Annotated in this window: 27 protein-coding genes and 1 pseudogene; 14 read left to right on the top strand and 14 right to left on the bottom strand. The window is 32.2% G+C overall.

Features of this window, described 5'->3' with window-relative positions; all coding sequences use genetic code 11:
* The first annotated feature begins 18 nt into the window (after nucleotides 1–18).
* From AD998_04290 to AD998_04265, 6 genes and pseudogenes are all read left to right on the top strand, one after another.
* Entirely contained in the window at nucleotides 19–528 is a 510-nt protein-coding gene (locus tag AD998_04290) for a carboxylesterase (GenBank protein KOY85475.1), read from the top strand.
* A gap of 83 nt (nucleotides 529–611) precedes the next feature.
* Entirely contained in the window at nucleotides 612–2105 is a 1494-nt protein-coding gene (locus AD998_04285) for a hypothetical protein (protein ID KOY85474.1), read from the top strand.
* A gap of 604 nt (nucleotides 2106–2709) precedes the next feature.
* Nucleotides 2710–3261, top strand: a pseudogene (locus AD998_04280) (hypothetical protein).
* A 505-nt stretch (nucleotides 3262–3766) separates the two neighbouring features.
* A complete protein-coding gene (locus tag AD998_04275; protein KOY85473.1) occupies nucleotides 3767–4267 on the top strand; it encodes an RNA polymerase subunit sigma-70 in 501 nt (166 codons plus the stop codon).
* A gap of 4 nt (nucleotides 4268–4271) precedes the next feature.
* On the top strand, nucleotides 4272–4931 hold the full coding sequence (locus AD998_04270) for a hypothetical protein (protein ID KOY85472.1): 660 nt from the start codon (nucleotides 4272–4274) through the stop codon (nucleotides 4929–4931).
* Nucleotides 4932–4972: 41 nt separating this feature from the next.
* Complete coding sequence (locus tag AD998_04265) at nucleotides 4973–5689, top strand: pyridoxine 5'-phosphate synthase (protein KOY85471.1); 717 nt, start codon at nucleotides 4973–4975, stop codon at nucleotides 5687–5689.
* Here AD998_04265 and AD998_04260 read toward each other — a convergent pair.
* Nucleotides 5678–6037 (bottom strand): hypothetical protein, encoded by a 360-nt coding sequence (locus tag AD998_04260; protein ID KOY85470.1) that lies wholly within the window; start codon nucleotides 6035–6037, stop codon nucleotides 5678–5680. The two genes, AD998_04265 and AD998_04260, sit on opposite strands and share 12 nt — an antisense overlap.
* Nucleotides 6038–6125: 88 nt before the next feature.
* On the opposite strand from AD998_04260, the gene AD998_04255 reads away from it, so the two are divergent.
* Entirely contained in the window at nucleotides 6126–7079 is a 954-nt protein-coding gene (locus tag AD998_04255; protein KOY85469.1) for a hypothetical protein, read from the top strand.
* A 24-nt stretch (nucleotides 7080–7103) separates the two neighbouring features.
* On the opposite strand, the gene AD998_04250 is transcribed toward AD998_04255, so the two are convergent.
* The 7 genes from AD998_04250 to AD998_04220 all read right to left on the bottom strand — a co-directional run bounded on the left by AD998_04250 (nucleotide 7104) and on the right by AD998_04220 (nucleotide 13963).
* Nucleotides 7104–7874, bottom strand: coding sequence for a UDP-2,3-diacylglucosamine hydrolase (locus AD998_04250; protein KOY85468.1), 771 nt, complete (start codon nucleotides 7872–7874; stop codon nucleotides 7104–7106).
* An 81-nt stretch (nucleotides 7875–7955) separates the two neighbouring features.
* On the bottom strand, nucleotides 7956–9038 hold the full coding sequence (locus tag AD998_04245) for an alcohol dehydrogenase (protein KOY85467.1): 1083 nt from the start codon (nucleotides 9036–9038) through the stop codon (nucleotides 7956–7958).
* A 53-nt stretch (nucleotides 9039–9091) separates the two neighbouring features.
* Complete coding sequence (locus AD998_04240) at nucleotides 9092–10408, bottom strand: hypothetical protein (protein KOY85466.1); 1317 nt, start codon at nucleotides 10406–10408, stop codon at nucleotides 9092–9094.
* 7 nt (nucleotides 10409–10415) lie between these two features.
* Nucleotides 10416–11105 carry a chemotaxis protein CheY gene (locus tag AD998_04235; protein ID KOY85465.1) on the bottom strand — a complete coding sequence of 230 codons (690 nt, stop codon included), beginning with the start codon at nucleotides 11103–11105 and terminating at the stop codon, nucleotides 10416–10418.
* Nucleotides 11095–12138 carry a hypothetical protein gene (locus tag AD998_04230; GenBank protein ID KOY85464.1) on the bottom strand — a complete coding sequence of 348 codons (1044 nt, stop codon included), beginning with the start codon at nucleotides 12136–12138 and terminating at the stop codon, nucleotides 11095–11097. Before AD998_04230 ends, AD998_04235 begins: the two co-directional genes overlap by 11 nt.
* 22 nt (nucleotides 12139–12160) lie before the next feature.
* Nucleotides 12161–13060, bottom strand: coding sequence for a hypothetical protein (locus AD998_04225; GenBank protein ID KOY85463.1), 900 nt, complete (start codon nucleotides 13058–13060; stop codon nucleotides 12161–12163).
* Between the two features lie 6 nt (nucleotides 13061–13066).
* Nucleotides 13067–13963 (bottom strand): multidrug ABC transporter ATP-binding protein, encoded by an 897-nt coding sequence (locus tag AD998_04220; protein ID KOY85462.1) that lies wholly within the window; start codon nucleotides 13961–13963, stop codon nucleotides 13067–13069.
* Nucleotides 13964–14279: 316 nt separating this feature from the next.
* Between AD998_04220 and AD998_04215 the strand changes: the two genes are divergently transcribed.
* The 5 genes from AD998_04215 (at nucleotide 14280) to AD998_04195 (ending at nucleotide 17791) form a co-directional block, all read left to right on the top strand.
* On the top strand, nucleotides 14280–14870 hold the full coding sequence (locus AD998_04215; GenBank protein ID KOY85461.1) for a hypothetical protein: 591 nt from the start codon (nucleotides 14280–14282) through the stop codon (nucleotides 14868–14870).
* 9 nt (nucleotides 14871–14879) lie between these two features.
* A complete protein-coding gene (locus AD998_04210; protein KOY85460.1) occupies nucleotides 14880–16034 on the top strand; it encodes a molecular chaperone DnaJ in 1155 nt (384 codons plus the stop codon).
* A 136-nt stretch (nucleotides 16035–16170) separates the two neighbouring features.
* Entirely contained in the window at nucleotides 16171–16572 is a 402-nt protein-coding gene (locus tag AD998_04205; protein ID KOY85459.1) for a hypothetical protein, read from the top strand.
* A 230-nt stretch (nucleotides 16573–16802) separates the two neighbouring features.
* Nucleotides 16803–17015: a hypothetical protein gene (locus AD998_04200; GenBank protein ID KOY85458.1), complete on the top strand. Its 213-nt coding sequence runs from the start codon at nucleotides 16803–16805 to the stop codon at nucleotides 17013–17015.
* 77 nt (nucleotides 17016–17092) lie between these two features.
* The gene (locus AD998_04195; protein ID KOY85457.1) at nucleotides 17093–17791 is read left to right on the top strand and encodes an urease-associated protein; all 699 of its coding nucleotides are present in this window, start codon (nucleotides 17093–17095) and stop codon (nucleotides 17789–17791) included.
* A gap of 55 nt (nucleotides 17792–17846) precedes the next feature.
* On the opposite strand, the gene AD998_04190 is transcribed toward AD998_04195, so the two are convergent.
* The 6 genes from AD998_04190 to AD998_04165 form a co-directional block, all read right to left on the bottom strand.
* Nucleotides 17847–18203 carry a hypothetical protein gene (locus AD998_04190; GenBank protein KOY88049.1) on the bottom strand — a complete coding sequence of 119 codons (357 nt, stop codon included), beginning with the start codon at nucleotides 18201–18203 and terminating at the stop codon, nucleotides 17847–17849.
* A gap of 280 nt (nucleotides 18204–18483) precedes the next feature.
* A complete protein-coding gene (locus AD998_04185; GenBank protein ID KOY85456.1) occupies nucleotides 18484–18750 on the bottom strand; it encodes a hypothetical protein in 267 nt (88 codons plus the stop codon).
* 101 nt (nucleotides 18751–18851) lie between these two features.
* Entirely contained in the window at nucleotides 18852–19187 is a 336-nt protein-coding gene (locus AD998_04180) for a hypothetical protein (GenBank protein ID KOY88048.1), read from the bottom strand.
* Between the two features lie 4 nt (nucleotides 19188–19191).
* Nucleotides 19192–19764 carry an RNA polymerase subunit sigma-24 gene (locus AD998_04175; protein ID KOY85455.1) on the bottom strand — a complete coding sequence of 191 codons (573 nt, stop codon included), beginning with the start codon at nucleotides 19762–19764 and terminating at the stop codon, nucleotides 19192–19194.
* Between the two features lie 54 nt (nucleotides 19765–19818).
* Nucleotides 19819–20019 (bottom strand): hypothetical protein, encoded by a 201-nt coding sequence (locus AD998_04170; protein KOY85454.1) that lies wholly within the window; start codon nucleotides 20017–20019, stop codon nucleotides 19819–19821.
* Nucleotides 20009–20488, bottom strand: a complete 480-nt coding sequence (locus tag AD998_04165) for a hypothetical protein (GenBank protein ID KOY85453.1) — start codon at nucleotides 20486–20488, stop codon at nucleotides 20009–20011. The genes AD998_04170 and AD998_04165 overlap by 11 nt, the downstream gene beginning before the upstream one ends.
* A gap of 232 nt (nucleotides 20489–20720) precedes the next feature.
* Between AD998_04165 and AD998_04160 the strand changes: the two genes are divergently transcribed.
* Both AD998_04160 and AD998_04155 read left to right on the top strand, forming a co-directional pair.
* Nucleotides 20721–24107, top strand: a complete 3387-nt coding sequence (locus AD998_04160) for an isoleucine--tRNA ligase (protein KOY85452.1) — start codon at nucleotides 20721–20723, stop codon at nucleotides 24105–24107.
* Between the two features lie 95 nt (nucleotides 24108–24202).
* Complete coding sequence (locus AD998_04155; GenBank protein ID KOY85451.1) at nucleotides 24203–24625, top strand: fasciclin; 423 nt, start codon at nucleotides 24203–24205, stop codon at nucleotides 24623–24625.
* Nucleotides 24626–24822: the final 197 nt, after the last annotated feature.

The following is a 24822-nucleotide window of genomic DNA, read 5'->3' as shown; positions in this document are numbered from 1 at the left end:
AAGGTCTTCGATAAATTTATGCATAAAATTACACTAAATCATGGGAATGAGCAAACAAATTTTGAAGTAGAAACCTCTCAAGATCAGAAAATAATCAACCAAGAAGCATTTGATTGGGATTTTACAACGCTCAATGATTCTACTTTTCATGTAGTACACCAAGACCAATCGTTTACAATAGAAGTAGTAAAAGCTGATTTCCAAGAGAAAAGTTTCCAGTTGAAAATCAATGGAGAAGTTTTTGATTATACAGCCAAAGATCGTATGGATTTACTTTTGGAAAAAATGGGGTTGAATAGTACAGCTTCTGTTAAAGTAAATCAAGTGAAAGCTCCCATGCCTGGACTGATTATAAATATTAAGATTGAAGTAGGTCAGAAAGTACAAAAAGGAGATATTTTGCTCATTTTGGAGGCAATGAAGATGGAAAATGTAATCAAATCGCCTACAGATGCCACTATTAAGGCTATTAAAATTAAACAAGGAGAAAATGTAGAAAAGAATAAGGTTTTAATAGAATTTGAATAAAGCTTATTAATTCAAATTTTATATACACTTTAAAATAATAGAATAAAAAGCCTATATTTTATAATATTAATAATTAAAATTAAATGCAGAAGATATTCTTGGTATTTATCTTTATTCTTTTTATTCTAAATCACAAGATATTTTCACAAGAGAATAAAAATTTAGTTATAAAGTTTGAAAATGGATTAAGCACAACTAATCAACTTAAAGATAGTGCAATTACGCATTATCATATTGTTGATAGAATGAAACTTAGAAAAGTTCCCTCAGTAGCTATTTCAGTAATTAAAAATGGAAATATTGTTCTATCCAAAAGTTATGGATTAGCTGATATCTCAAAAAATACAAAAGCAGATAGTTCAACGTTATTTCATTTTGCTTCAATTAGTAAGACTGCCAATGCATTGTGTGTGATGAAATTAATTGAACAAGGTAAACTTTCACTTAATACTGATTTTAGAGAGTATATAAAAGATGGAAGTTTTAAGGAAAATAAATTTTCAAAAGGACAAAAAATTACAATTGCTAACTTATTAAGCCACACTGCAGGTATTATTAGGGATGATGGAGCTTCAGGGGATTACACACATAACAAACCTTTACCAAATATTACACAAATTGTAAAAGGCGAAAAACCCGCTTTAGGAAAGGGTGCTATTAGCATCCGTAAACCCAATGAAGATTATCAGTATTCTAACCAAGCAATCTGTATTATTCAAAAAATATTGTCTGATAATTTTGATACGGATTATAACCGTTTGTTAACCAATAGTATTTTTAGACCTTTACAAATGAATAATAGTACTTTTGCAGTAAAGTTAAATAATGTACAAGAAGAAAAATTGGCTCGTGGTTATGTATATGATTATGAAGTTGTGCCTTCTTGGGTTTTTCCTTGTCAGGCTGAGGGAGGATTAGTTTCTACTACTGATGATATTGCAAAAATGGTTATTGCAATTCAAAATGCTTATAATGAAAAAGATAATACATTTCTCAAAAAAGAAACTATTCAAAAAATGTTTACACCACAATTAGGTGAAAAAACCTACGATGGCAATTTAGATGTACCTTATAAAAATGGTTTGGGTATCATGTTGTTTGAAAAAGGAAACAGACAATATTTTACACATGCGGGTAGCATAGATGGCTATACATCTGTATATATAGGAAGTCTTGATGGAAAAGATGGGGCTGTAATTATTGTAAATACTTCTTACGCAGGAATAATCCTTGAAATATTAAATAGCATTGCCACTACTTTTCATTGGGAGAACTATGTAAGTTATCAATATAAGACTGTTATTCAACCAAATATCAAATCAAATGATATTTTAACAGGTAGTTATACCCTCAAAACTCTAAAAAAAGAATTTAATATTTCCATTACAAAGAATAATAATCAGTTCTATATCCAAAATAGCAATGATGGTACACCTGAAAAGCTATATTTCTCATCTGAAAATACTGCTTTTGTATTATCAAGAAACTACTCTGTTACATTTTTAGATAAAGACACTATTCTTATCAAAAACAATGGAGAATTTTCAGGTGAAGCGAAAAGAATAAATAAAAATTAAATAATAAAATTTTATTATTTTTTTTCTTTATATTTGATATATCAATTATATTTACATCAAATACAAATCACAAAAACTTATTACCTATTTTCTCTATTTACAAAGATGATATTATAAAAATATCTTAAGCATATCATTAATAACAAAATTTGACCTTTGAATAAGGTTGAATATTTATAAATTATTCTTTCCAAAATTATTTCGAACAAAAACTAATAACAAAATGAAAAACAGCATCTTTTCTTTAATTTTTTTTGTTTTTGTCCACATTGTGTCAATAGGACAAACCAAGTTAATGGACTTAAAAACTAAAAATACAGTGGTTGATAATATTTGCAAAGCATTAGATAAAAACTAAGTTTTCCCTGAAAAGGCAAAACTTATGACTGACTTTATCAAAGAGCAAAATAAAAAAGGTGTATATGACACATTGAAAAGACCAAATGATTTGGCTCGTCAAATAAACAAAGATATTCGTTCTATTTACCATGATAAACACCTCAGAATTGATTATGACTTTGAACTTGAAAAAGAAATAATAGAATTTTTATCTTCAAAAAAAGGAGCTGAGAAAATAACAACAGAAGATATTGAAAAAGACAAGAAGAAAAATTTCCATTTCAGAAAAGTAGAAATTTTACCCTCAAATATTGGCTATATTCAGTTAAATGGTTTTGCTGTTCCCAGTCAAGCAACCAGTGAAACTATTCATGCTGCTATGCAATTTGTAGCTAATACAGATGCATTAATTATTGATTTAAGAAATAATTTTGGAGGAAATGGACTGGTTGCTGGTGAAGTTTTAAACTATTTTTTCAGTTCCAAAACTTATACAGGTAGACGTTTTAATAGAATTGATAATAAATGGAATGATCAATATATTGAAAACCATTCAAAAAAAACAAGAGGGTTGGTTATGAAAATGCCCATTTACATACTCACTAGTGAAAGAACTTTCTCTGCAGCAGAGAGTTTTGCCTATAATTTGCAAAACCTAAAAAATGCCACAATAGTAGGAGAAATCACAAGAGGTGGAGCTCATTTGACACGAAGTTTTAGTCTAAGCAATGGATTTGTAGGTTTTATACCTTATTCACGTTCTGAGCATGTGATAACAAAAACAGATTGGGAAGGAAAAGGAATCATTCCAAAAATACAAATACCAGAAGAAAATGCCTTACTTACAGCTCAAGGTCTTATTTTAGAGGATAAAAAAAATGCTGCAAAATCAGATACTGAGAAAAATCAAATTAATTTTCTAATCAATTTTCTTAAATCAAAAAGTATTGTATTCACTCTTAATCCTTCTATTGCATCAAAACTTGTAGGTGAATACGACTATTTTGAAGTAACCCTTAAAGATAATCAGTTACTATTTATGGATAAAAAAAATTATAAAAGTCCTGAAAAAATGATTGGTATTACCCAAATACTTTATCAAATTGGCAATGATTATCAAATTGAGTTTATTTTTGATGAGAATGGTTTCTGTAATTCGTTTAAGATGTATTGGGATGATGGTTATACAGATACTGTTTTAAGAAATAAAAAATAGTTTTAAAAAAGTGTGATTAAATCACAAAACCTACGAATAATAGAGAAGAAATTGTCTCACTCTGTTATTCGTTTTTTTATGATTTTTTTTAATTACAATTGTCTTTATGGATTATAGTCAGTGGTTTCAGGATATTATAGAAGAGCATAAGGGCATTTTTTTAAAAATAGCTCGTACTTATTGTTTTGGTGAACTTGATAGACAAGACCTTGTACAAGAAATGATGATACAAGTATGGAGAGCTCTTCCCAAATACAATCAAAGTGTTAAAATTTCCACTTGGCTATATCGGATAGCCCTGAATGTTGCTATTTCATTTTATCGAAAAGGCTCTATTAAAAAATCTAAAGATGTTCCTTTAAACAAACAAGTTTTTCAGATTCAGGAAGAACAAACACCTCAAAAAGAACAACAAATCAGTCTTTTAGAACAATTTATTAGTGAATTAAAAGAACTTGATAAAGCCCTGATTTTACTTTATTTGGAAGATAAGACTCATGCAGAAATTGCAGATATTTTAGGAATTTCTGTAACCAATGTAGCTACCAAAGTAGGCAGAATTAAAGAAAAACTGAAACTACAATTCTCAAAACATTCAAATTTTTAAAACTATGGAAGAATTTAATTTAAAACAAATGTGGCAATCTTATCATCAGAAATTGGAAGATGTATTGCTGATAAATAAACAACAAACTGAAGAAATTAGTACGCTGAAAGCTCAGTCTTTTATCTCTTCTATGAAGCCTATAAAAATATTTACGATTATAATAGGTGTTTTATGGGTGTTAATGGTGGATTATATTGTCATCAATTTAACATTGTATGCTTTTAGTTCTACAAGTATTTTCTTTTTGATTTCAGCAGGTTTGCAAAGTCTTATTACAAAAATTGCAATTGGAGTGTATTTATACCAAATGTATTTAATCCACAATATAGATATAAGCCATTCCATTATCCAAACACAAGAACAAATTACTCGTTTACAGGCTTCTACTCTATGGGTGACACGAATATTATTTTTACAGCTACCACTTTGGACAACTTTTTATTGGGGTGATTATGTGTTTGAAAACCTCTGGGTTTTTGCTTTACAAATGAGCGTTATATCTATATTTGTGTATGTGGCTGTTTGGTTATTTCTGAATATCAAAAAAGAAAACAGAGACAAAAAATGGTTTTTATTAATATTTAAAGGAAAAGAATGGACTCCTTTATTGAATGCCATGAAAGCTCTAGAACAAATAGACGATTTTAAGACTGAAAAAAACTAAACTTTTATTAAATTTGTCTTGGATTCCTACTTCAACAAGCCATGACAAAACTAAGTGTAAACATCAATAAATTTGCCACTATCCGTAATGCAAGAGGGGGCAATAATCCTGATATTCAGAAAGTAACAACAGATATTCAAAATTTTGGAGCTGAGGGTGTTACAGTTCACCCACGTCCAGATGAAAGGCATATTCGTTATCAGGATGTTTTAGATATTGCTCCACTCATTACCACAGAGTTTAATATTGAAGGCTACCCTGATAGACAATGGCTTGATTTAGTTTTGAAAGTAAAACCCACACAAGCTACGCTTGTCCCTGATGCTCCCAATGTACTTACATCAAATGCTGGCTGGGATACTATTAAGCATCAAAGTTTTTTGAAAGAAATTGTGGCAGAATTAAAAAATGCTGGTATTCGAGTTTCATTATTTACAGATACCTCTCAGGAAACTATTGAAGGTGCTGCCAAAATAGGCACAGACCGAATTGAGCTTTATACAGAGCCTTACGCTCATCATTTTGATCAAAACCCATTGAATGCAGTAATACCTTATAAAAAAGCTGCTGAAATTGCTCATAGTTTAGGTTTAGGCATCAATGCAGGACACGATTTGAGTTTAGAGAATTTATATTATTTCCATCAGAGTGTGCCTCATTTATTAGAAGTCTCGATTGGGCATGCGTTAGTCTGCGATGCTTTGTATTTAGGCTTAGAAAATACGATTCAATTGTATTTGAGGTCTTTAAGAAGTTAATTTATAACCCAGCCAAACCAACAATAGAGTGAGGCAAACATTAGCTAATACATTTAAAACGGCTAATAGCATAGATTTTTGAGCTAATACAAAAGTTTCATAACTAAAAGCTGAAAAAGTTGTAAACCCTCCCAAAAAGCCTGTTACTATAATCAGTTTGTTTCTAGTGGCAGGCTCTTGGTACATTCCGAAAAACAAGCCTATCAGAAAAGCTCCTATGGTATTTACTATCAAGGTATTATAAGGAAATTTTTGCCAGTTCAAATATTGAGTCAGAAGTGTTATTCCATACCTCACCACGCTTCCTACCCCACCACCAACAAACACCCAAAGAAATTCTTTCCACATAAATAGTATAATTTATTAAGAAGATAAAATTATAAAAATATTTACTTTTAAGCTCAATTACTATCAAAAGTTCTAAGTTAATTTTTCTATGAAAAAAGCTTACCAAGTTATTGCCATAAGTTCAATATTTTATGTTTTAATAAGGTTTTTTACATTGATTTTCGCATGGAGCAAGACCTTTGAGTTTATTTATTACAACGCAACCAATGATTCTTTTTGGTTTTTTATTAGTTATCTTCTACCCATTTTAATAGGCACATTAAGTGCTTTATTGCTGAGAGAATCTCTATTTTTTATCAATTTTGGAAAGGTATTCTTCCCTTGTTTGGTTGTAACAAGTTTAGTATGCGGAATTCTCAATTTTAATTCGTGGGGGTATTTCTCCAAAAGACCCTCCGTTTTTAGTGAGTTAAAAGAGGCAAACCAATTTCTTTCCATTACTCATTTAAAAAATAATCAAATCAGCAAAGATACCAATCTATTTTCTTTTTTTGATTCTAGCTTAAATCCTGATTACTACTATCAGATTTATGAAAGACCTTTCTTAATGATATTAGAAGGTAAATACTATGATTATTATTTATCCAACTATGAGAAAATTTATAAATCAAAAACTGCTAAAACTTCTGATAAAGAGATACAACAAATTCTAAAAAAGATAGAAAACACAGGATTCTTTAAAAAACAACACGATTCGTTAAGTGGATTGTTTATTAAGTTTGGAGCCAGCATAGATGGTCATCACACAACTCTTATAAACGCAAACGACCCCACAATGCCTCATGCTGTTTTGTATGACAAGGCGTATACTTACGTGATTATTAGGGTAGGTACACTCTCTACCTGCCATCGTGAAGTTTTTGAATTTTTAATTTACAACGATACGATTATAAAAAAGCAAAAGTTCTTTTATGGTTGTTCATATTCTGAAGAAATAGAATATTCAAGATTTGTTTTTGCTCTTGAGCCTATCTTGCTGATATTAACATTAATCATTTACTTGCTTATTGTGCTTATCAGAAAAAAATTACGCAAAACATAATTTTTTGAAAAGAATTTAAGTCTTTCAATTCTCTTCAAATGTCTTCAAAACCAAATCTTTACCATCATAAACAGCGTAAGTACAATGATGTAGCCATTCCCCTAAATTCATATATCTGGCTTTTTCACCAACTTTTAAGTCAAGAGGCAAGTGTCTGTGTCCAAAAACGTAATAATCTCGGTGTTTTTTTTGTTCCTGTTCTTTGGTATATGTCCAAAGCCACTCTCCTTCTCCTAAAAAGTGTTCTTCTCCTTTTTTGGTACTTTGTATTCGGCTATGTCTTGACCAGTATTTTGCAATTCCTATACCCACATTGGGGTGTAAAAAACCAAATAACCACTGACAAACAGGATTGGCAAATATCTTTTTCAAGATTTTATATTTTCTATCACCAGGTCCCAAACCATCACCATGTCCCAAATAAAAAGTCTGGTTTCCAATCACTACGTCCAAAGGTTTTCTGTAAATAGGAATACCCAATTCTTTTGTAAAGTAGTCAAAAAGCCACATATCGTGGTTTCCTGTAAAAAATACAACTTGTATGCCACTATCCACCAATTCAGCAAGTTTTCCCTGAAAACGTATCATGCCCTTTGGGATGGCATGTTTGTACTCGAACCAAAAATCAAAAATATCACCCATCAAAAAAATTACCTGAGCATCCGTTTTAATGGAGTCGAGCCAACGAATTATTTTTCGTTCACGTTCTTGGCTTTTTTCAAGTGTAGGTACTCCCAAATGGAAGTCAGAAGCAAAATATATTTTTTGGTTGGGTTTGAGTTCTATGGATTGCATTTAATCAAAAAGTTACAAAATATTATTTTATAAAACCTGATAGGTTTTAATTTAAAAAGGGCGAAAAAATCGCCCTATATTTTACATTTTCAAATACAATTCTTTTAATTTTTGACGAGTGAGCTTTTGTTCCCAATCATCACCAATAGCATGTTTCCACATGTGAGTGAGTGCCCAACAAACATCAATCATTTTCTCGATTTCTGCATCAGTCCAGTCTTTAGAAAGATTTTTAGGGATAAAAATATTATTCTTCTCCACCATTTCATTGAATTCCTTCACACCCTCTGGGTAGTATTCACCTAAATGAGGGAATATCACACAATTTGCAAAACAATGTCTTGTTCCAAACACATACGAAAGCCCATAAGAAAGAGCATGACACACTCCCACTTCTGAATAAGTAAGGCTTAATCCTCCAAAATAAGAAGCAACCATCAGTTTTTCATCGTTGACAGCAGTTTGCCCATAACCTTCATTGATATACACATCTTTACAAAGTTCAATGGCTTTGTAACCATAAGCCTCACTAAATGTGTTTTTTAAGCGACCATTCATAGATTCTACACAATGAATATAAGTATCCATTCCTGTATAAAACCACTCATTTCTTGGTACGCTGGCAATCAAATCGGGGTCAAGAACAATTTGGTCAAAAACTGTCCAATCACATTTTAAACCTAATTTTTTGGTAGGTCCAGTGAGTACAGCTGTCATAGATACTTCTGCACCTGTACCCGAAATAGTAGGTACACCCACATGATAAATCCCTGGTTTTTTAATCAGATTAAGTCCCTGATACTGAACTGATGAGCCTTCATTGGTAAACATCAAAGATAAGGCTTTGGCTATATCCATGATACTTCCACCACCAATACCAATTACTCCAGCAGGAAGACCTTTCTGAGATAAAAATCTATCTCTGAATTCGTCTATTTGAGATGTTTTAGGCTCCTCTCCAGAGGTGTAGATAAACTCCACCACATCATTGCTTTCAGCAGGAATTCTTGCTTTAAATTCTTCTTTATCTTGAAAATAATCATCTACCAAAAACAAAAAATACCCCTGATTCTCATGGCGTTTTTCAGAAATAATCTCACCCAATTTGGCAAAACTACCACGTCCATAAGCACATTTATTAACAGATTTAAAATTTTTGAACATATTAGCTACGTTTTAGGGCTGCAATTTACGATTTTATCTAAAATCTAAAAAGTTTATTTTTGAAGGCTTGGGTTATCTAATCTGCCCATAAACAATATCATACCACTTTCTTTTTCTTTTATCCAAAATACAAATGGATGATTGGCGTGAAACTCTTTGGGTATGGGTATTTCTCTGGCTTCTTCTGTTTTTAATTCAATTGTAACGGCTGAGGCTTCTGTTTCTTTTTCATTTACATTGATAAATGCCTTATGAAATATTTGACCAAGTGGCATACTTGTATTATTATCAAACATCAATTTAAAATTAGCTGTACCAGAGAACGCTTCTTTCACACCCATTTTGTCTAAAAATTCGCTGATATTGATAACATCCGTTCTAATCGTAAATTTAGGCATACTCAAATTTGTCAATTCGGATTTCATAGCTTTTTCCCAAGCTTCTATTTTATTTGTATTTATCTGATTTTGAATATTTTGAATCTGATTTTTTACTTTAGGAAGAGCTATAAACATACTAATTCTATCGTTTTTGTAAGGGAGTTCAACCACCTGCCACAAAGCGTCTTCTGTGTAAGACAAATTAGCTTCGTATTTGTGCATAAACATAGCCTTTGTGGTGTCTTTGCCCTTCAGATAAAATGTTTTTTCCTGAGTCTGATTTTCATTAAAAGCCTCTGCCCAAGGAGCTTTCATATAAATTGCATTGAGCATGGCAAGTTTGGTATCAGGATCTAATGCTTCAATAATACTAGGTATTGTGCCTCTTGTATTTTTATTGACCCACTCGTTGATAACTTTTACCAATTCTGGGTTTTTAAAATCACCTGATTTTATTTGAAACTCAAAGTTCTTTTTAATTAAATCAGTGAATTCAGTTTTCAAAGAAATGTCTTTATTGACCCAAATAGCATTGGCAATATTAAACTTGTAGGTTGTATCCTGATTGATTTGGTATAAATGCCCAAAAAGATTATAAAAATTCTTCGCTGTATTTGCATCCGACTGAGTATACAGCAGTTTTTCGAGTTCTGCCTTCGTTTTTTCTTGGCTGGCAAGCAGATTTACGCCCAAAATACTATATACACTTGTAGGAGAAAAAAACACATTAGAATCTTTTACCATCATTTGTTTATACAAATCCATTGCAAAAAGATTATGCTTCTGAGCTAATTTCTTTGCCCCTTCATCCAATTTGGCATCTTTGAAGCTATTTTTATCAAACAGTTCACTTTGTTTGGCTGTATCAGCCTTTTTTACAGAAGTTTGCAAACTGTCATTTTCTGATTTTTTGTTTGCAGAATCAGTATTGCAAGCAAGAAAATTTGCTGTAAAAGCAATCAGGGCTACATTTTTTAGTTTTTTTATCATCAGATGCTTATTTTATCAAATCAAAGAAATCTTTTCGATAACTATCCGAAATAGGAATGAGTTTATTGCCTATTTTAATTCTGTCTTTTTCAATGGATTCTATATGCCCAATAGCTACCATATACGATTTATGAACCCTACAAACAATATTTGAAGGTATTTCCTTCTCCAAATCTGTAAATGTTTGGAGTGTCATGATTTTCTTTGTGGTTGTATGGATTTGTCTATAATCATCCATGCCTTCAATATAGATAATATCCTCTAAATTAATTTTTTCCAAACGATATTCAGTTTTCACAAAGATAAATTTTTTCTGACTTGTCAGGCTTTCTTGTTTATTTCCAACAAGCTCCTGAACCCTACTGACAGCCTGTACAAAACGTTCAAATGTATAAGGTTTAAGCAGATAATCAGCAACTTGCAACTCATAACCCTTGAGAGCATACTCCTGATACGCTGTTGTAAAAACAACCTGACTTGTAATAGTGGCATTTTCAAGAAGTTGAATACCCGAAAAATTACCCAGATTGATGTCTAAAAAAAGTAAATCAACAGTATTATTTTTCAAAAAACCTAAAGCCTCTAAGGCGTTATCAAATACTCCCAGAAGCTCCAAAAAAGGAACTTTATTGACATAATCTTTTGCTCTTTCCTGAGCCAAAGGCTCATCCTCTACAATAATACAGTTAATTTTCATCTGTTTTGATGTTTAAATGTACTTCATAGTTTTCATATGTTTGTTTTATTTCCAATGTGTGTTTTTTCGCATACAGAAGCTCCAATCTTTTTTGAATCAAATCATTGCCCAACCCTCCAAAATCTTTTTGAGCTATCATATTTTGTATTTTATTTTTACAAAAAAAATCAATTGAGTTATTATTTACAAGTATCTGTATTTCAATTACATTACCTTCTTTCAAAACAGGTGCATATTTAAAAGCATTTTCAATGAATGGAATGAAAATCATGGGTGCAATTATATGTTTTTGAATATTTCCTTCCACTGAAAATATAGCAAAATTAGGATTAGAAGTTCTTATTTTCTGTAAATCCATGTATTTTGTAATGTATTCTACTTCTTTTTGGAGAGATATTCTTTCTGTTTTGGTTTCATAGAGCATAAAACGCATAATTTCTGAAAGTTTATTTAAGTACAAAGATGCTTGCTGGGCATCTTTTTCAATCAGAATATCAATATTGTTGAGTGTATTGAAAAGAAAATGAGGGTCTATTTGTGATTTAATGAGAGCCAATTCTATTTCAAGATTCTTTTGGGTAATTTGTTCTTTCCATTTAATGTCCTGATACCAATTGATAAAACCCTTTACCACAAGCCCCAACGTCCCATGAATTACAGATAAAACTCCTAGCATAATACCTACTTCCAAAGCTATACCTACAATTTTTTCAAATGTCAAATTTGGATTGATAAAAGGCACAACAATAAAAAAAGTAACAGTAATACTGATAAGAGTTAAGATAACTGCTCCTATTGCAAATTTTTTATGCTTTTTCTGATTGATGAATGGAATTAAGAAAAAATAGCTTCCATAAAAAGAAATAATAGCAGGTAACACTGTAAAAACTCCTATAAAAGTCATGGCTATGTATTTTTCTTTTTGCCAAAAATCTTTTTGTGGTTGTACTGTCAAGAGCAAAATAATCATCAACAAAAGGAAATAACATAGCCAGTAGCCTATATTGAGAATAATAACAAAGATTTTCTTCATTTTTTACGCATGTACTTAATATCTATTGTTTATTTACCAACATACTCAATTTATTGGCAGCATTTTTCTTGGTATTTAATCCCCAAATGGATATCATCCACAATAAATTTAATATTAAAACAATTTTTAATACTTTACCATAATGTAATCTTAAATCCTGATTTCTAAATAAAAACAACACATAACTCAAAATTGTAGCTAAGAAAAAATAGCTTACAGCCCAACTTCTGATATTATTTTGGAGAAGAAGATGTTTATTACCCATTAAATGTTCAATAGCTGCATAATTGTATGGCAATATATAATTATGTTCCCAACCAATGCCTATCAATGAAGCTATCAGTAATACAAAGCCTACTCCAATTGATACAATAAAATTTTTAATATGTAAGCTCAAAAGGTATTGAAAACCCAAAATAGGCAATATTCCCAACATAAAATACAGATTTTTCTCCATAAATATTTTGATAGGAAATTCTCCTTTAGGAAAAGGAACAGAAGCATAAAGCAATGTAGGAACAATACCTGTTAAGTAAATCCCTATATTCAATAGTACAAAAAAACCAAAAAGCATGATAAATACAACCAAGTATTTTGACCAGAAAATAGTATGGAGGCTTTGAGGAGAGGTAAGTACTTGTTTCCATGCGTTGTTTCGGTACTCTATCTGATGAATAAGGCTTGCTACTAAAATAATCCCAACAGGTAAAACCAATATTGCCATATTCTCCCAACAACGATTGAACAATATAAACCATACTTGTTCTAAAGAGTTTTCTTGAATAGTTTGCTTATAACGAACAAGCCTTGCTATTAAAATAATGGAAGGTATCAGTAATCCACCCACCAATGTAAGCCATAAGGCACTACTTCTGCGTAATTTGAGCCATTCGCTCTGGAAGCTATATAAAAAATTTATCATAATTTTTTAGTTTATAAGGTTCATAAATACCGTTTCTATATTATTTTGATTTGTAGTTGCCTCGTAAACAGCTATATCGTGTGTAACAAGCATTTTTACAATAGAAGCAACTTCTAATTCATTCTGGATTTTCACCTCAATTGTATTGTCCTGTACACTAAAAGCATAATTTGTAAGCAATTCGGTTGCTTTAGCAAGAGCATTTGTTCTGAGACGAACGTTATTCGACACACTTCGCAATTTGAAAAACTCATCCAATGTCCCTTCAAATCTCATTGTGCCCTGATGAATCACTCCAATATGAGTGGTCATTTTTTCCATTTCTGAAAGTAAATGACTTGAAATCAGGATAGTTATTCCATAATTTTTATTCAGGTTTTTCAACAAGTCTCTCATTTCTATCATCCCATTAGGGTCTAAACCATTGGTGGGTTCATCTAAAATAAGTAGTTTCGGATGATGCAAAAGGGCAATAGCAATTCCCATACGTTGTTTCATTCCCAAAGAAAACTGTCCTGTTTTTTTCAAACCCACATTTTCGAGTCCAACAAGTTTTAAGACTTCTTCTATTCTATTCTTAGGGCATTGATAAATCCTTCGCCAAATTTCCAAATTTTCTTTTGCTGTTAAATGGCTATAAATAGAAGGCATTTCTATCAGAGAGCCTATTTCTCTCAATACTTCTATCCTATTCTTTTCTAAAACTTTACCCAAAACAGAAATATCTCCATTTTGCTTTTTAAGTAAACCTAAAATAAGTCGAAGAGTAGTGGTTTTACCTGCTCCGTTAGGTCCTAAAAAACCATAAATACTCCCTTCAGGAATACACAAGCTAATATTTTGAAGAATAACATTGTCTTTTGAAAACTGATAACCTAAATTCTTAATTTCTATGGCATTCATAATTTTTTTTCTTTGATGACGCACCAAAGAAAATCATCAGTTTTCTTTCTAAAAATTAAATTAGGTATATCAACCAAACATCTCCATCAGTTTTACAAATTATTCGGTGAAAGTTTTTTAAATTTTCGTCTAATCCGATTTCTAAAACTATTTGCCATGAAAAATTTTCCTTTTATTTCTATTTGTTAAATGCATAATTTTAGGGCTTATAATCGTAGCATTCACAGATAAAAAACAATAAAACACACTGCCATTCTGTCATAAAAAACCTTTGGCAAAAAAATTGATAATTGCATCTCAAAAGCTATTTATTTTTATGGAAAATATGAATCAAGACGAACTTAAAGAAACTAAAGTAGGAGAAGAAACTCCTCAAGAATCAAAAGAAAATACAACTCCTGAAGAAAAAACAGAAGAAGTAAAAAATCAGGACAATGCTTCTGCTTCTTTAGAAGAAAAAGTACGTTTGCTAGAGAAAAATTTAGCTGAACAAAAAGATTCTTATTTGAGATTGTACGCTGATTTTGAAAATTTTAGACGCAGAACAGCTAAAGAAAAAATAGATTTTTTAGAGCAAGCCAATGCCAAATTACTGACAGATATTCTGCCAGTATTTGATGATTTTGAAAGAGCCCTCAAATCTTTTGAAACTCCTGAATTAAAAATAGAAACAGCAAAAGAAGGTGTTAACTTGATTTATCAGAAGTTTTCTAAATTCTTAGAAAAACAAAGCTTGGTGGTGATGGAGTCTAATGGGCAAGATTTTGACCCAGACAAGCATGAAGCCATTGCTCAAGTACCTGCCCCATCCGAAGAACTGAAAGGTAAAGTGATTGATACAGTAGAAAAAGGTTATTATTTAGGCGAAAAAGTAGTTCGTTTTGCCAAAGTAGTAATAGGAAACTAAAATACAACTATGGCAAAGAGAGATTATTATGAAATATTAGGGGTAGCACGTACAGCTACACCCGAAGAATTAAAAAAAGCATATCGCCAACTTGCTATCAAATATCATCCAGATAAAAACCCTGGTAATCATGAGGCTGAAGAGAAATTTAAAGAAGCTGCAGAAGCCTATGAAGTTCTTTCAGATACAGAAAAACGCAAACGTTATGATCAGTTTGGACATGGAGGTTTAGGAGCTGGTGGAGCTGGATATGGAGATTTTGGTGGAGGTATGGATATGGAAGATATTTTCTCTAGATTTAGTGATATTTTTGGCGGAGGGAGTGGTTTTGAAAGTTTTTTCGGAGGTGGAGGTGGAAGAGGTGCAACCATGAGAAGAGGAACAAATTTACGTATTAAACTCAAGCTTACCCTACAAGAAGTAGCTGAAGGTTCAGAAAAGAAAATAAAAGTAAAACGTCATGTAGCTTGTAAGTCATGTAATGGCAATGGTTCCAAAAATGGAGTTTCTCTACAAAATTGTGGAACTTGTGGAGGCACAGGGCAAGTAAGAAGAGTTACTAACACCATGCTTGGTCAGATGATAAGTACAGCCACTTGTCCTACTTGCGAAGGTACTGGAAAAATAATTAGTCAAAAATGTGATGTTTGTGTAGGTGAAGGACGAGTATTAGAAGAGGAAATCATTCCTATTCGTGTGCCTGCTGGTGTGATGGAAGGTATGCAACTTTCTATTGCTGGAAAAGGAAATTATCCTCAGCGTGGTGGACAATATGGAGATTTATATGTAGTAATTGAAGAAGCTGAAGACGAACAACTCAAACGTGATGGTAGCAATATTATATACGATTTATATATCAGTTTTGTAGACGCAGCTCTTGGAGCATCTGTAGAAGTTCCCACTATTGATGGTAAAGTGAAAATCAAAATAGAGCCAGGCACTCAAAGTGGCAAGATTTTAAGGCTTAAAGGAAAAGGAGTAAAAGATATTCAGAGATATGAGCGTGGTGATCAATTGGTACATATCAATATTTGGACACCAAAAAAATTAACTCCAGATGAAAAAATTATTTTAGAAAAACTCCGAAATTCTAAAAATTTTATGCCATCCCCAGATAAAAGTGAAAAAAGTTTCTTTGAAAAAATGAAAGAATTTTTTCAATAACATTAAAAGCCTCCTCTATTTGGAGGCTTTTTTATTATCATACCATTATCCCAAATAAATTATGTAAAAGATACAACCATTTTCTTTTTTAGTCGTAAACATGAATGAGCATGTATATCACTAAATCTCGAATTTTATGAAAGTATCTAAGCAACATTCCATTTCACAGATTATTATATTTGCTTTTTTGGTAAGCATTGTATCTGTCTCGTTTCAAATGAGCATTGTACCAGCCAAGTTACCTTCAACCATGCTGGGAAAATTTAAAGGTGATTTAAACTATGGAGGTTCTAAAATGATAAGTGCCAGTGGTACTGGAATAGCTAATATAGTAGAAACAGGAAAAAACACTTACTCCATTGAGTTTAATAAAAATGTACCTCCCGTAGAAAATATTAGTTTTCAACTTACTTCTAAAGGAACTTATATTGCAACCCATGTAAAAGGTGAAGTAGCTGGTATTACTCTTTCACAAAACTCTCTAGACATCGCTATTGTAGCAGGTACAAAAACATGGAACTTTAGTGGTAAAAAATAATTTGCATATTTCAAGATAAGTAAGCCTCCATTTAGGAGGCTTTTTTTATGACTATAATCATAGCATTCCTTACTTTTTTTCATGTTTTTATGATGTTCAAACATCTATCTTTATATCATACAATCCATGACAAAAGCTTTCAAATTCATATTGGTCTGTCTGATTTGCATTTTACTTGTTTCTCTTATTGTATTAAGTATTCAATATTTCACGTCTTAATTTCTACTATTATGAAAAAGAATGTAGGTTCTGCTGATAAAATCATCCGTTTGGTGATTGCTACTATTTTTGTAGCTCTATATTTTACCAATATTGTTACTGGTACTTTGGGTATTATTTTGTTAGTTTTAGCTGGAGTATTTAGTTTAACAAGTGCAATAGGCTTTTGCCCTTTATATAGTATTTTTGGACTTTCTACTTGCCCTGTAAAACGAGCAGAATAAAAATTTATTTTTAGCCTTTATTGGGTTACTTTTTTTCTATTGGGAAATTAAAAGATGAATTTATATTTTAATTTCCCATGAAAATAGCTTTCAAACCCATCAGAATTCTCAAAAGAGTAGGTATTGCGATTCTTTTCTTTGTAACAACGTTATGTACATATGCTCTTTCTGCCTATACGCTTTCAAGAATGAGTGTAAATGCTGAACCCAATACGTCTAAAGATATTTCGATTTATATTTTAACTAATGGCGTTCATACAGATATTGTATTGCCTATCAAAACAAATTTTATTGACTGGAGTGAAGAAATTAAATTTGAGAATACTAATAGTAAAGATACAGCATTTCAGTATGTAGCTTTGGGTTGGGGTGATAGAGGCTTTTACTTGGAAACGCCTACTTGGGCTGATTTAAAATTCTCAACTGCCTTCAAAGCTGCTTTTGGATTAAGTAAAACAGCCATCCATACTACTTTTTATCAAGAATTAAAAGAAGGAAAAAATTGTGTAAAAATTAAAATTTCAGCAAATCAATATCAGAAACTCATAGAATATGTAAAAAAGAGTTTTAAAACTGACTCTGAAAATCATTTTGTTTGTATCCAAACTGATGCAAGATATGGAAAAAATGATGCTTTTTATGAAGCTACAGGCAGTTATAGTTTATTTCATACTTGCAATACTTGGACAAACAATGCCCTGAAAATAGCTGGGCAAAAAGCTTGCGTCTGGACTCCCTTTGATACAGGAATTTTTTATCATTATCAACATAACTAATTTTGCCTTTTCCATATTTTACAAACAAAAAGCCTGTGTAGTACACAGGCTTTTTTTATTTTACTTCTACTTTATACTCTTTTTTCTGAGCTTCTTTAGTTTTGGGTAAAGATACTATCAAAACTCCATTTTCAGATTTTGCACTAATGTTTTCCACATCTACTTGCCCATTTAAGTTGAGTGTTCTTTCAAAATTTTTGACAGGAAACTCTTGGCGAGTGAAATTTGGAGAAGCTTCTATTGTTTTTGTTCCACTGATATAGAGTACATCATCTACCACTGTAAGAGAAATATGTTCTTTCTCAAAACCTACTGCAAATACATGCACTTCATAAGCTGTTTCCGACTCTACAACGTTCATGGGAACATTGTATTTAGGTCTGCGATAACCTCCTTTTGTAAAATGAGGCATAAAGTATTGTTTCTGATATGCAGAGCCACAACCATGTGAGCTACCTGCTGAATGAAATCCTTTGAACATAATTATTTTGAGGGTTGAGGGTTTGTTTTTTGATTTTCTTTGATATTTGATTGATGACAAGCATGTTTATGCTTATGATGTGGTTTTACAAAAGCCACAAGACTTCCGAAAGTGATGGCAGCAGCCAAAAAACCTACGATTATTTTTGATTTTCTATTCATAGCTGTACGAGTTTAAGAGTTGTAAATAGATAGACGAATGAGAAACTTTTTTACTTTAAAGGCGTAGCTTCTTTTTGATAATTGCACCTTGCAGATGCTAAAGAGACTCTAAATTGTGTATATTCATCTTCACTCATATTGCGTATTTTTTCAGCAAAACGAATTTGATAGTACATCCATTTTTCTCTGCGTTTGCCTCCGAAAAGACGAGCCAGTCCAAATAAAATAAACATACTGACCAAAAAGACAGGTACAAAAAATGCCATCGCACCAAGCAATACACCTATCAATACCGATTTAAAAATTGATTTCACCATAGTTGTAGAAATTTTGGGTTACAACTATGCAGACGTACAAATAGAATTTTTACTTTAATTATTTTGAAATTATTTTGAAAAAAATTAAAAAACCCATCAGTTTAGTTATCTGATGGGTTTTGTTTATTACAACGTTGTTTCCATTCTTCTTTAAATTTCAGCTTTTCCTCATCTGTCATATTCATAAACTTTTGTTTAAAAGCTTCTTTCTCGAAGGGTGTTCGATGATGTGATTTTCTAGAACCCCACCCTCCCACAAGTAATCGAGATAGTACTAATAATCCCATCGCTTGCCAATACGAAATTTGAGGTAGTTTGAATATTTCAGGCATCAACCAATTCCAAAGAAGCCATACAGCAGCACTTCCAGCAGCCAAAGCCACCAGTAAAATTGGAAAGGCAAGCCATCTTTTATCAGAATTGGGAGATGCTTTCATCATTTTAATAGTTTAGTTCTTCATACAAATAGCCTAGCTTATTTCTCAGATGTTTTATAGCATATTGTTTTCTGCTGATAATTGTTTTGAGATTTTCACCTGTTTGGTCTGCTATTTCTTGCAAAGTTAAGTCTTCTATTTCATTCATCATAAAAACCTGCCTTTGTTTTTCAGGTAATTCTTCCAAAGCCTCCATAAGCTCTCGCCAGAATGTTTCTTTGAAAAATTCTAAATCTGGATTGTTACTATCATCTAAAAGAAGTATTTCTTTAAAATTCAACTCTCCTTCTTCATTTTCATAAGCATAATCTTCTAAAAGTTCATTTGTTTTCTTTCTATAACTATCTGTTACTTTATTTCGAGCAACTCGGTGCAACCAAGCATTTACATTCTCCAAATTATCCGGATCTATATTGCTTAACTGATACCAAATATCTTGTAAAATGTCTTCGGCATCTTCCGAAGATTTTACTTTACCCCGAATAAATCCAAATAACTTTTTGCTGTATTTCTTGACAGTTTCGGTGATGGATATGGAGTTTTTTTGAGCCATTGATAAATTCATTACGGTCTTCATACACACGAAGACGAATGAGCAAGTTTTTTACTTTAAATCTAAGAAAAAAAGCTTTTAATCTGTTTCTTCAAGGAAAAAAATTTCTTCAACCATTACACCAAAATATTTCGCAATTTTTAAAGCCAACACAGTAGAAGGAACATACTTGTTTTTTTCCATTGTATTAATAGTTTGCCTGCTCACACCAATAGCTTGAGCCAATTGCTCCTGTGAAATATCTTTAATGGCTCTGTGTATTTTGATTTTATTCGTCATGGTTTCCTCCTTTCTGAATCAAATATAATTTAATTTGAAAACGAATAATGAAAAAAACTAAAGATGAAATCATACTAATAATCATAAAATTAAAATAACCAACTCCATAAATGAAAGCTGTCCCCAAAATCACAAATGTGATATTAAAATAGGTTGCCCAAACCAGACTTTCATATCGAATTGCTGTGACCATTTCATCCTCAATTTTTGTCCTGCCAAACCCCACCATCAAGCCTCCTATCAAACAAGTAATCAATAGTAGCTCATCTAAAATATGATTTTCTATGATTTGGAAAAACCCAGTCTTTCCTAAAAACTCATCATGATAGATAGCAAAGACCTTTGTTTTTAATATTGCATCCATTGAACTTTCTGTTATCCAGAAATACATACAAACTATTATAGGAATGATAAAAAGCCCCCATCCTACTTTTTTCCATGAGTTTGGAAATAAAAAAAGTGTTGTCATAAAATTATAAAGTTTAGTTCATGTCATAAATGTAAAATAAACCTTACAAAAAATAAAATTATTTTTACATTATGTAAAAATAATTTTACATAAAACAACAAAAACATCTTTTAATACATTTGAAATGTGTTTGTTAAGGGTTTTGAAGTCTTGAATATAATTTTTCATTCTTTTTTTTTTTCGTATCTTTGCACTCTGAAAATCAGCGTTGATAACATAAATTTTCAAAAAAATGTATCCTGAACACAAAAATCTCCATTACGCCGAAGTAGCCAATCAAATCTTGAAGTTTTGGAAAGACAATCAAGTATTTGAACAATCGGTAACAAAGAGAGAAGGTAAGCCTACATTTACCTTCTACGAGGGTCCTCCATCTGCAAACGGGACACCTGGTATTCACCACGTAATGGCTCGTACTATTAAAGATATTTTTTGTAGATATAAAACCCTTCAAGGCTTCCAAGTACACAGAAAAGGTGGCTGGGACACCCATGGTTTGCCTGTTGAATTGCAAGTAGAAAAGATGCTGGGCATCACAAAAGACGATATTGGAACAAAGATTTCAGTAGAAGCCTACAACCAAAAGTGTAGAGAAACAGTAATGATGTACACTGACCAGTGGAATGACCTGACTGAAAAAATGGGTTACTGGGTCGATTTACAGAATCCATATATCACTTACGAGAATACTTATATTGAAAGTTTGTGGTTTTTACTCAAAGAAATCTACAAAAAAGACTTGTTGTACAAAGGTTATAGTGTACAACCCTACTCGCCCGCTGCTGGTACAGGCTTGAGTTCTCATGAACTCAATTACCCTGGTACATATCAAGATGTGTCTGATACTTCTGTTGTAGCTGAGTTTAAAGTAAAACATTCTGAAAAATCAGCATTTTTATTTGAAAATACTGATGAAGATGTACGAATCTTAGCTTGGACAACCACCCCTTGGACTCTCCCTGCAAACTGTGCTCTGGCTGTTGGTGAAAATATCAGTTATGTAAAAGTAAAAACTTTTAATCAATATACATTCAAAGCTGTTTCGGTGGTATTAGCCAAAGATTTATTGGGTAAGTATTTCCCTGAAAAAGCTAAAGAATTACGCCTTGAAGAATACAAAGCAGGCGATAAACTGATACCTTTTGAGCTGGTAGCTGAGTTTAAAGGCAAAGATTTGCTTGAAATCCGTTATGAGCAGCTCATGCCTTATGTTACCAATGAAGATTTAGAAAAAAATGCCTTTAGAGTAATTGCAGGTGATTTTGTAACCACTGAAGATGGTACAGGTATTGTTCATACAGCTTCTGTATTTGGTGCTGATGACTTTAGGATTTGTAAGCAAAACAACATTCCTTCTGTCATGGTGTTTGACGAAAATGACAAAGAAGTGCCTGTAGTGGATAAAAAAGGCAAATTTGTAAAAGAAGTAGGCAGTCGTTTGGCTGAAAGTGTAAAGCATTTTGGTATCAAAACGCATAAAGTCTATGGCGAAAATGATTTTTATGTAAAAAATTATCTCTCTGAAGACGAAACCCAAGAAAATTATAAATCTACAGATGTTTTAATTTCCATCATTTTAAAACAAGAAAACAAAGCATTTCATGTAGAAAAATATTCGCACAGTTATCCACATTGCTGGCGTACTGGTAAACCTGTATTGTATTATCCTTTGGATAGCTGGTTTATCAAAACTACTGCCCTAAAAGACAGAATGGTGGAACTAAACAAAACAATTAACTGGAAACCTGAAAGTACAGGTTCTGGGCGTTTTGGTAGCTGGTTAGAGAATTTGGTGGATTGGAATTTATCCCGTTCACGTTATTGGGGTACACCTCTGCCCATCTGGAGAACAGAAAATGGTGATGCTGAAAAATGTATAGGTTCACTTACTGAACTCAAAACTGAAATAGAAAAAGCTAATCAGGTATTAGGCTTAAACCAACCTACAGAACTCCCTGATTTACATAGACCTTATGTGGACAATGTGGTTTTGGTTTCGGATAGTGGCGAAAAAATGATTCGTGAAACAGACTTAATAGATGTTTGGTTTGATAGTGGAGCTATGCCTTATGCACAATGGCATTATCCTTTTGAAAATCAGGAGATTTATAAAAATGCTTACCCTGCCGATTTCATCTCAGAGGGTGTTGACCAAACAAGAGGTTGGTTCTTTACACTTCATGCCATTGCAGTAATGCTTTTTGATAGCGTAGCATTCAAAAATGTGGTTTCTACAGGGCTTGTATTGGATAAAAATGGCGAGAAAATGTCCAAATCAAAAGGAAATGTTGTCAATCCTTTTGAAACCATGGAGAAATACGGAGCAGATACCACTCGTTGGTACATGATAGAAAATGCCAACCCTTGGGATAACCTTAAATTCGATTTGGATGGTATCGTGGAAGTAAGAAATAAGTTTTTTGGAACGCTTCATAACACCTACAACTTTTTTGCTCTTTATGCCAATTTGGATAAATTCAAGCCCACAGGTTTGAAAAACCAAGCATTTACCGAGCTTGACCGTTGGGTACTTTCTAAACTCCAGACTACTATTTTGGAAGTAGAAAAGGCATTTAACGAATACGAACCAACTAAAGCTGCTCGTACCATCAGCGATTTTGTTACTGAGCATCTTTCTAATTGGTACGTAAGGCTTTCTCGTAAACGTTTTTGGGTAGGTGAAATGAATACAGACAAACAAGCTGCCTACGAAACTTTGTTTGAGTGTTTGAAAGTAGTTGCTCAAATGATGTCACCAATTGCTCCGTTTTATGCAGATTTCTTATATAAAAATTTGGTTGGTTCTGAAGGTGAAGAAATTTCGATACATCTTACTAACTGGCAAAAAGCAGATGAAAACCTCATTGACAAAGATTTAGAGCAAAAAATGGATTTAGCTCAGAATATTTGTTCGCTTACTCATGCCTTACGTAAAAAGGAGAAACTTAAAGTTCGTCAGCCATTGAGCAGAATATTAATTCCTGTACTCAATGCTCATAGCAAAGAGCAAGTTACTACTGTTCAGGAGCTTATCAAAGCAGAAGTGAACATCAAGGCGATTGAATACATTGATGATACATCTGGAATTTTGGTAAAAAGCATCAAACCTAACTTTAAGCGTTTAGGTGAAATCTACAAAACCAAAATGAAAGAAGTAACAGGCATCATTCAACAGTTTAGCCAAGAGGATATCAATAAATTGGAGAAAGAAGGACTTTTTGAAGCTCAAACTTCTGATGGATTCATCACACTTACAATGGAAGATGTAGTAGTAGAAGCCAAAGAAATTGCAGGCTGGTCTGTATCAAGTGATAAAGGGCTTACTGTAGCTTTGGATATTACACTCACAGACAATTTGAAGCAAGAAGGTATAGCCAGAGAGCTTGTAAATCGTTTACAAAATCTAAGAAAAGACAAAAACTTAGAAGTAGCTGATAAAATTAAGGTGCAAATACAACAAGCTTCTGATGAAGTAAATACAGCTTTAGAAAAACATAAAAATTACATTGCTGGTGAAGTACAAGCTCTTTCTTTTGAACTTGTTCCTGCTCTTAATGGAAACTCTGAAGAAGTTGATATGGAAGATTTTGTATTGAAGGTCAATATTGAGAAGGTCTAAAAACTGAAATTTATGTAAGTTAATGATTTTTGTGTGTAAAGTTTATGGATTTTTTTTACTGAACTTTGTCAAGTAGAATATCTACAATCACTTAAATTTTTTCTAACATGGACTCAAACAAAAATATTGTAACTTTGGCTTCTGAAAGTGCCAAAACGCTTGCTGCCGCTGTAAAAGCAGCAGGATTAGTAGAAACTCTAGAAGGAAAAGGACCTTTCACAGTATTTGCACCAACCGATGCCGCTTTTAGTGCCATTCAGAAAGATGTAGATAGTTTATTAAAGCCTGAAAACAAAGCTAAACTTACTAAAACACTTACCTATCATGTAGTAAGTGGTAAGCATTTGGCTGCTGAACTCAAAGATGGACAAGAGCTTACTACTGTAGAAGGTGGGAAAATAAGAGTTTCTGTCAAAGATGGTAAAGTAATGGTTGGAGATGCCCATGTATCTTCAGCAGATGTTGCTGCATCTAATGGTGTGGTGCATCTTATTGATAAAGTATTGATGCCTAAGTAGAAATACACAATATCAAAATTCTATATTCCCAATACTATTATTTGTATTGGGAATATTTTTGATGTGATATTAAAAGTGTAAATTTTGTTTGCAACTCCATATTGAAAGATTAAAATGAAAAAATATGTTCTAAAAACTCAAATATTTAAACAGAAGTCCAAGAAATTCTTATTTAATATCATCAAAAACAAGAACTA

It is taken from the genome of bacterium 336/3 (assembly GCA_001281695.1).
Classification (GTDB): domain Bacteria; phylum Bacteroidota; class Bacteroidia; order Cytophagales; family Thermonemataceae; genus Raineya.
The sequence above is the reverse complement of the archived record's forward strand: the minus strand, read 5'-3'. Positions and strand labels throughout refer to the sequence as shown.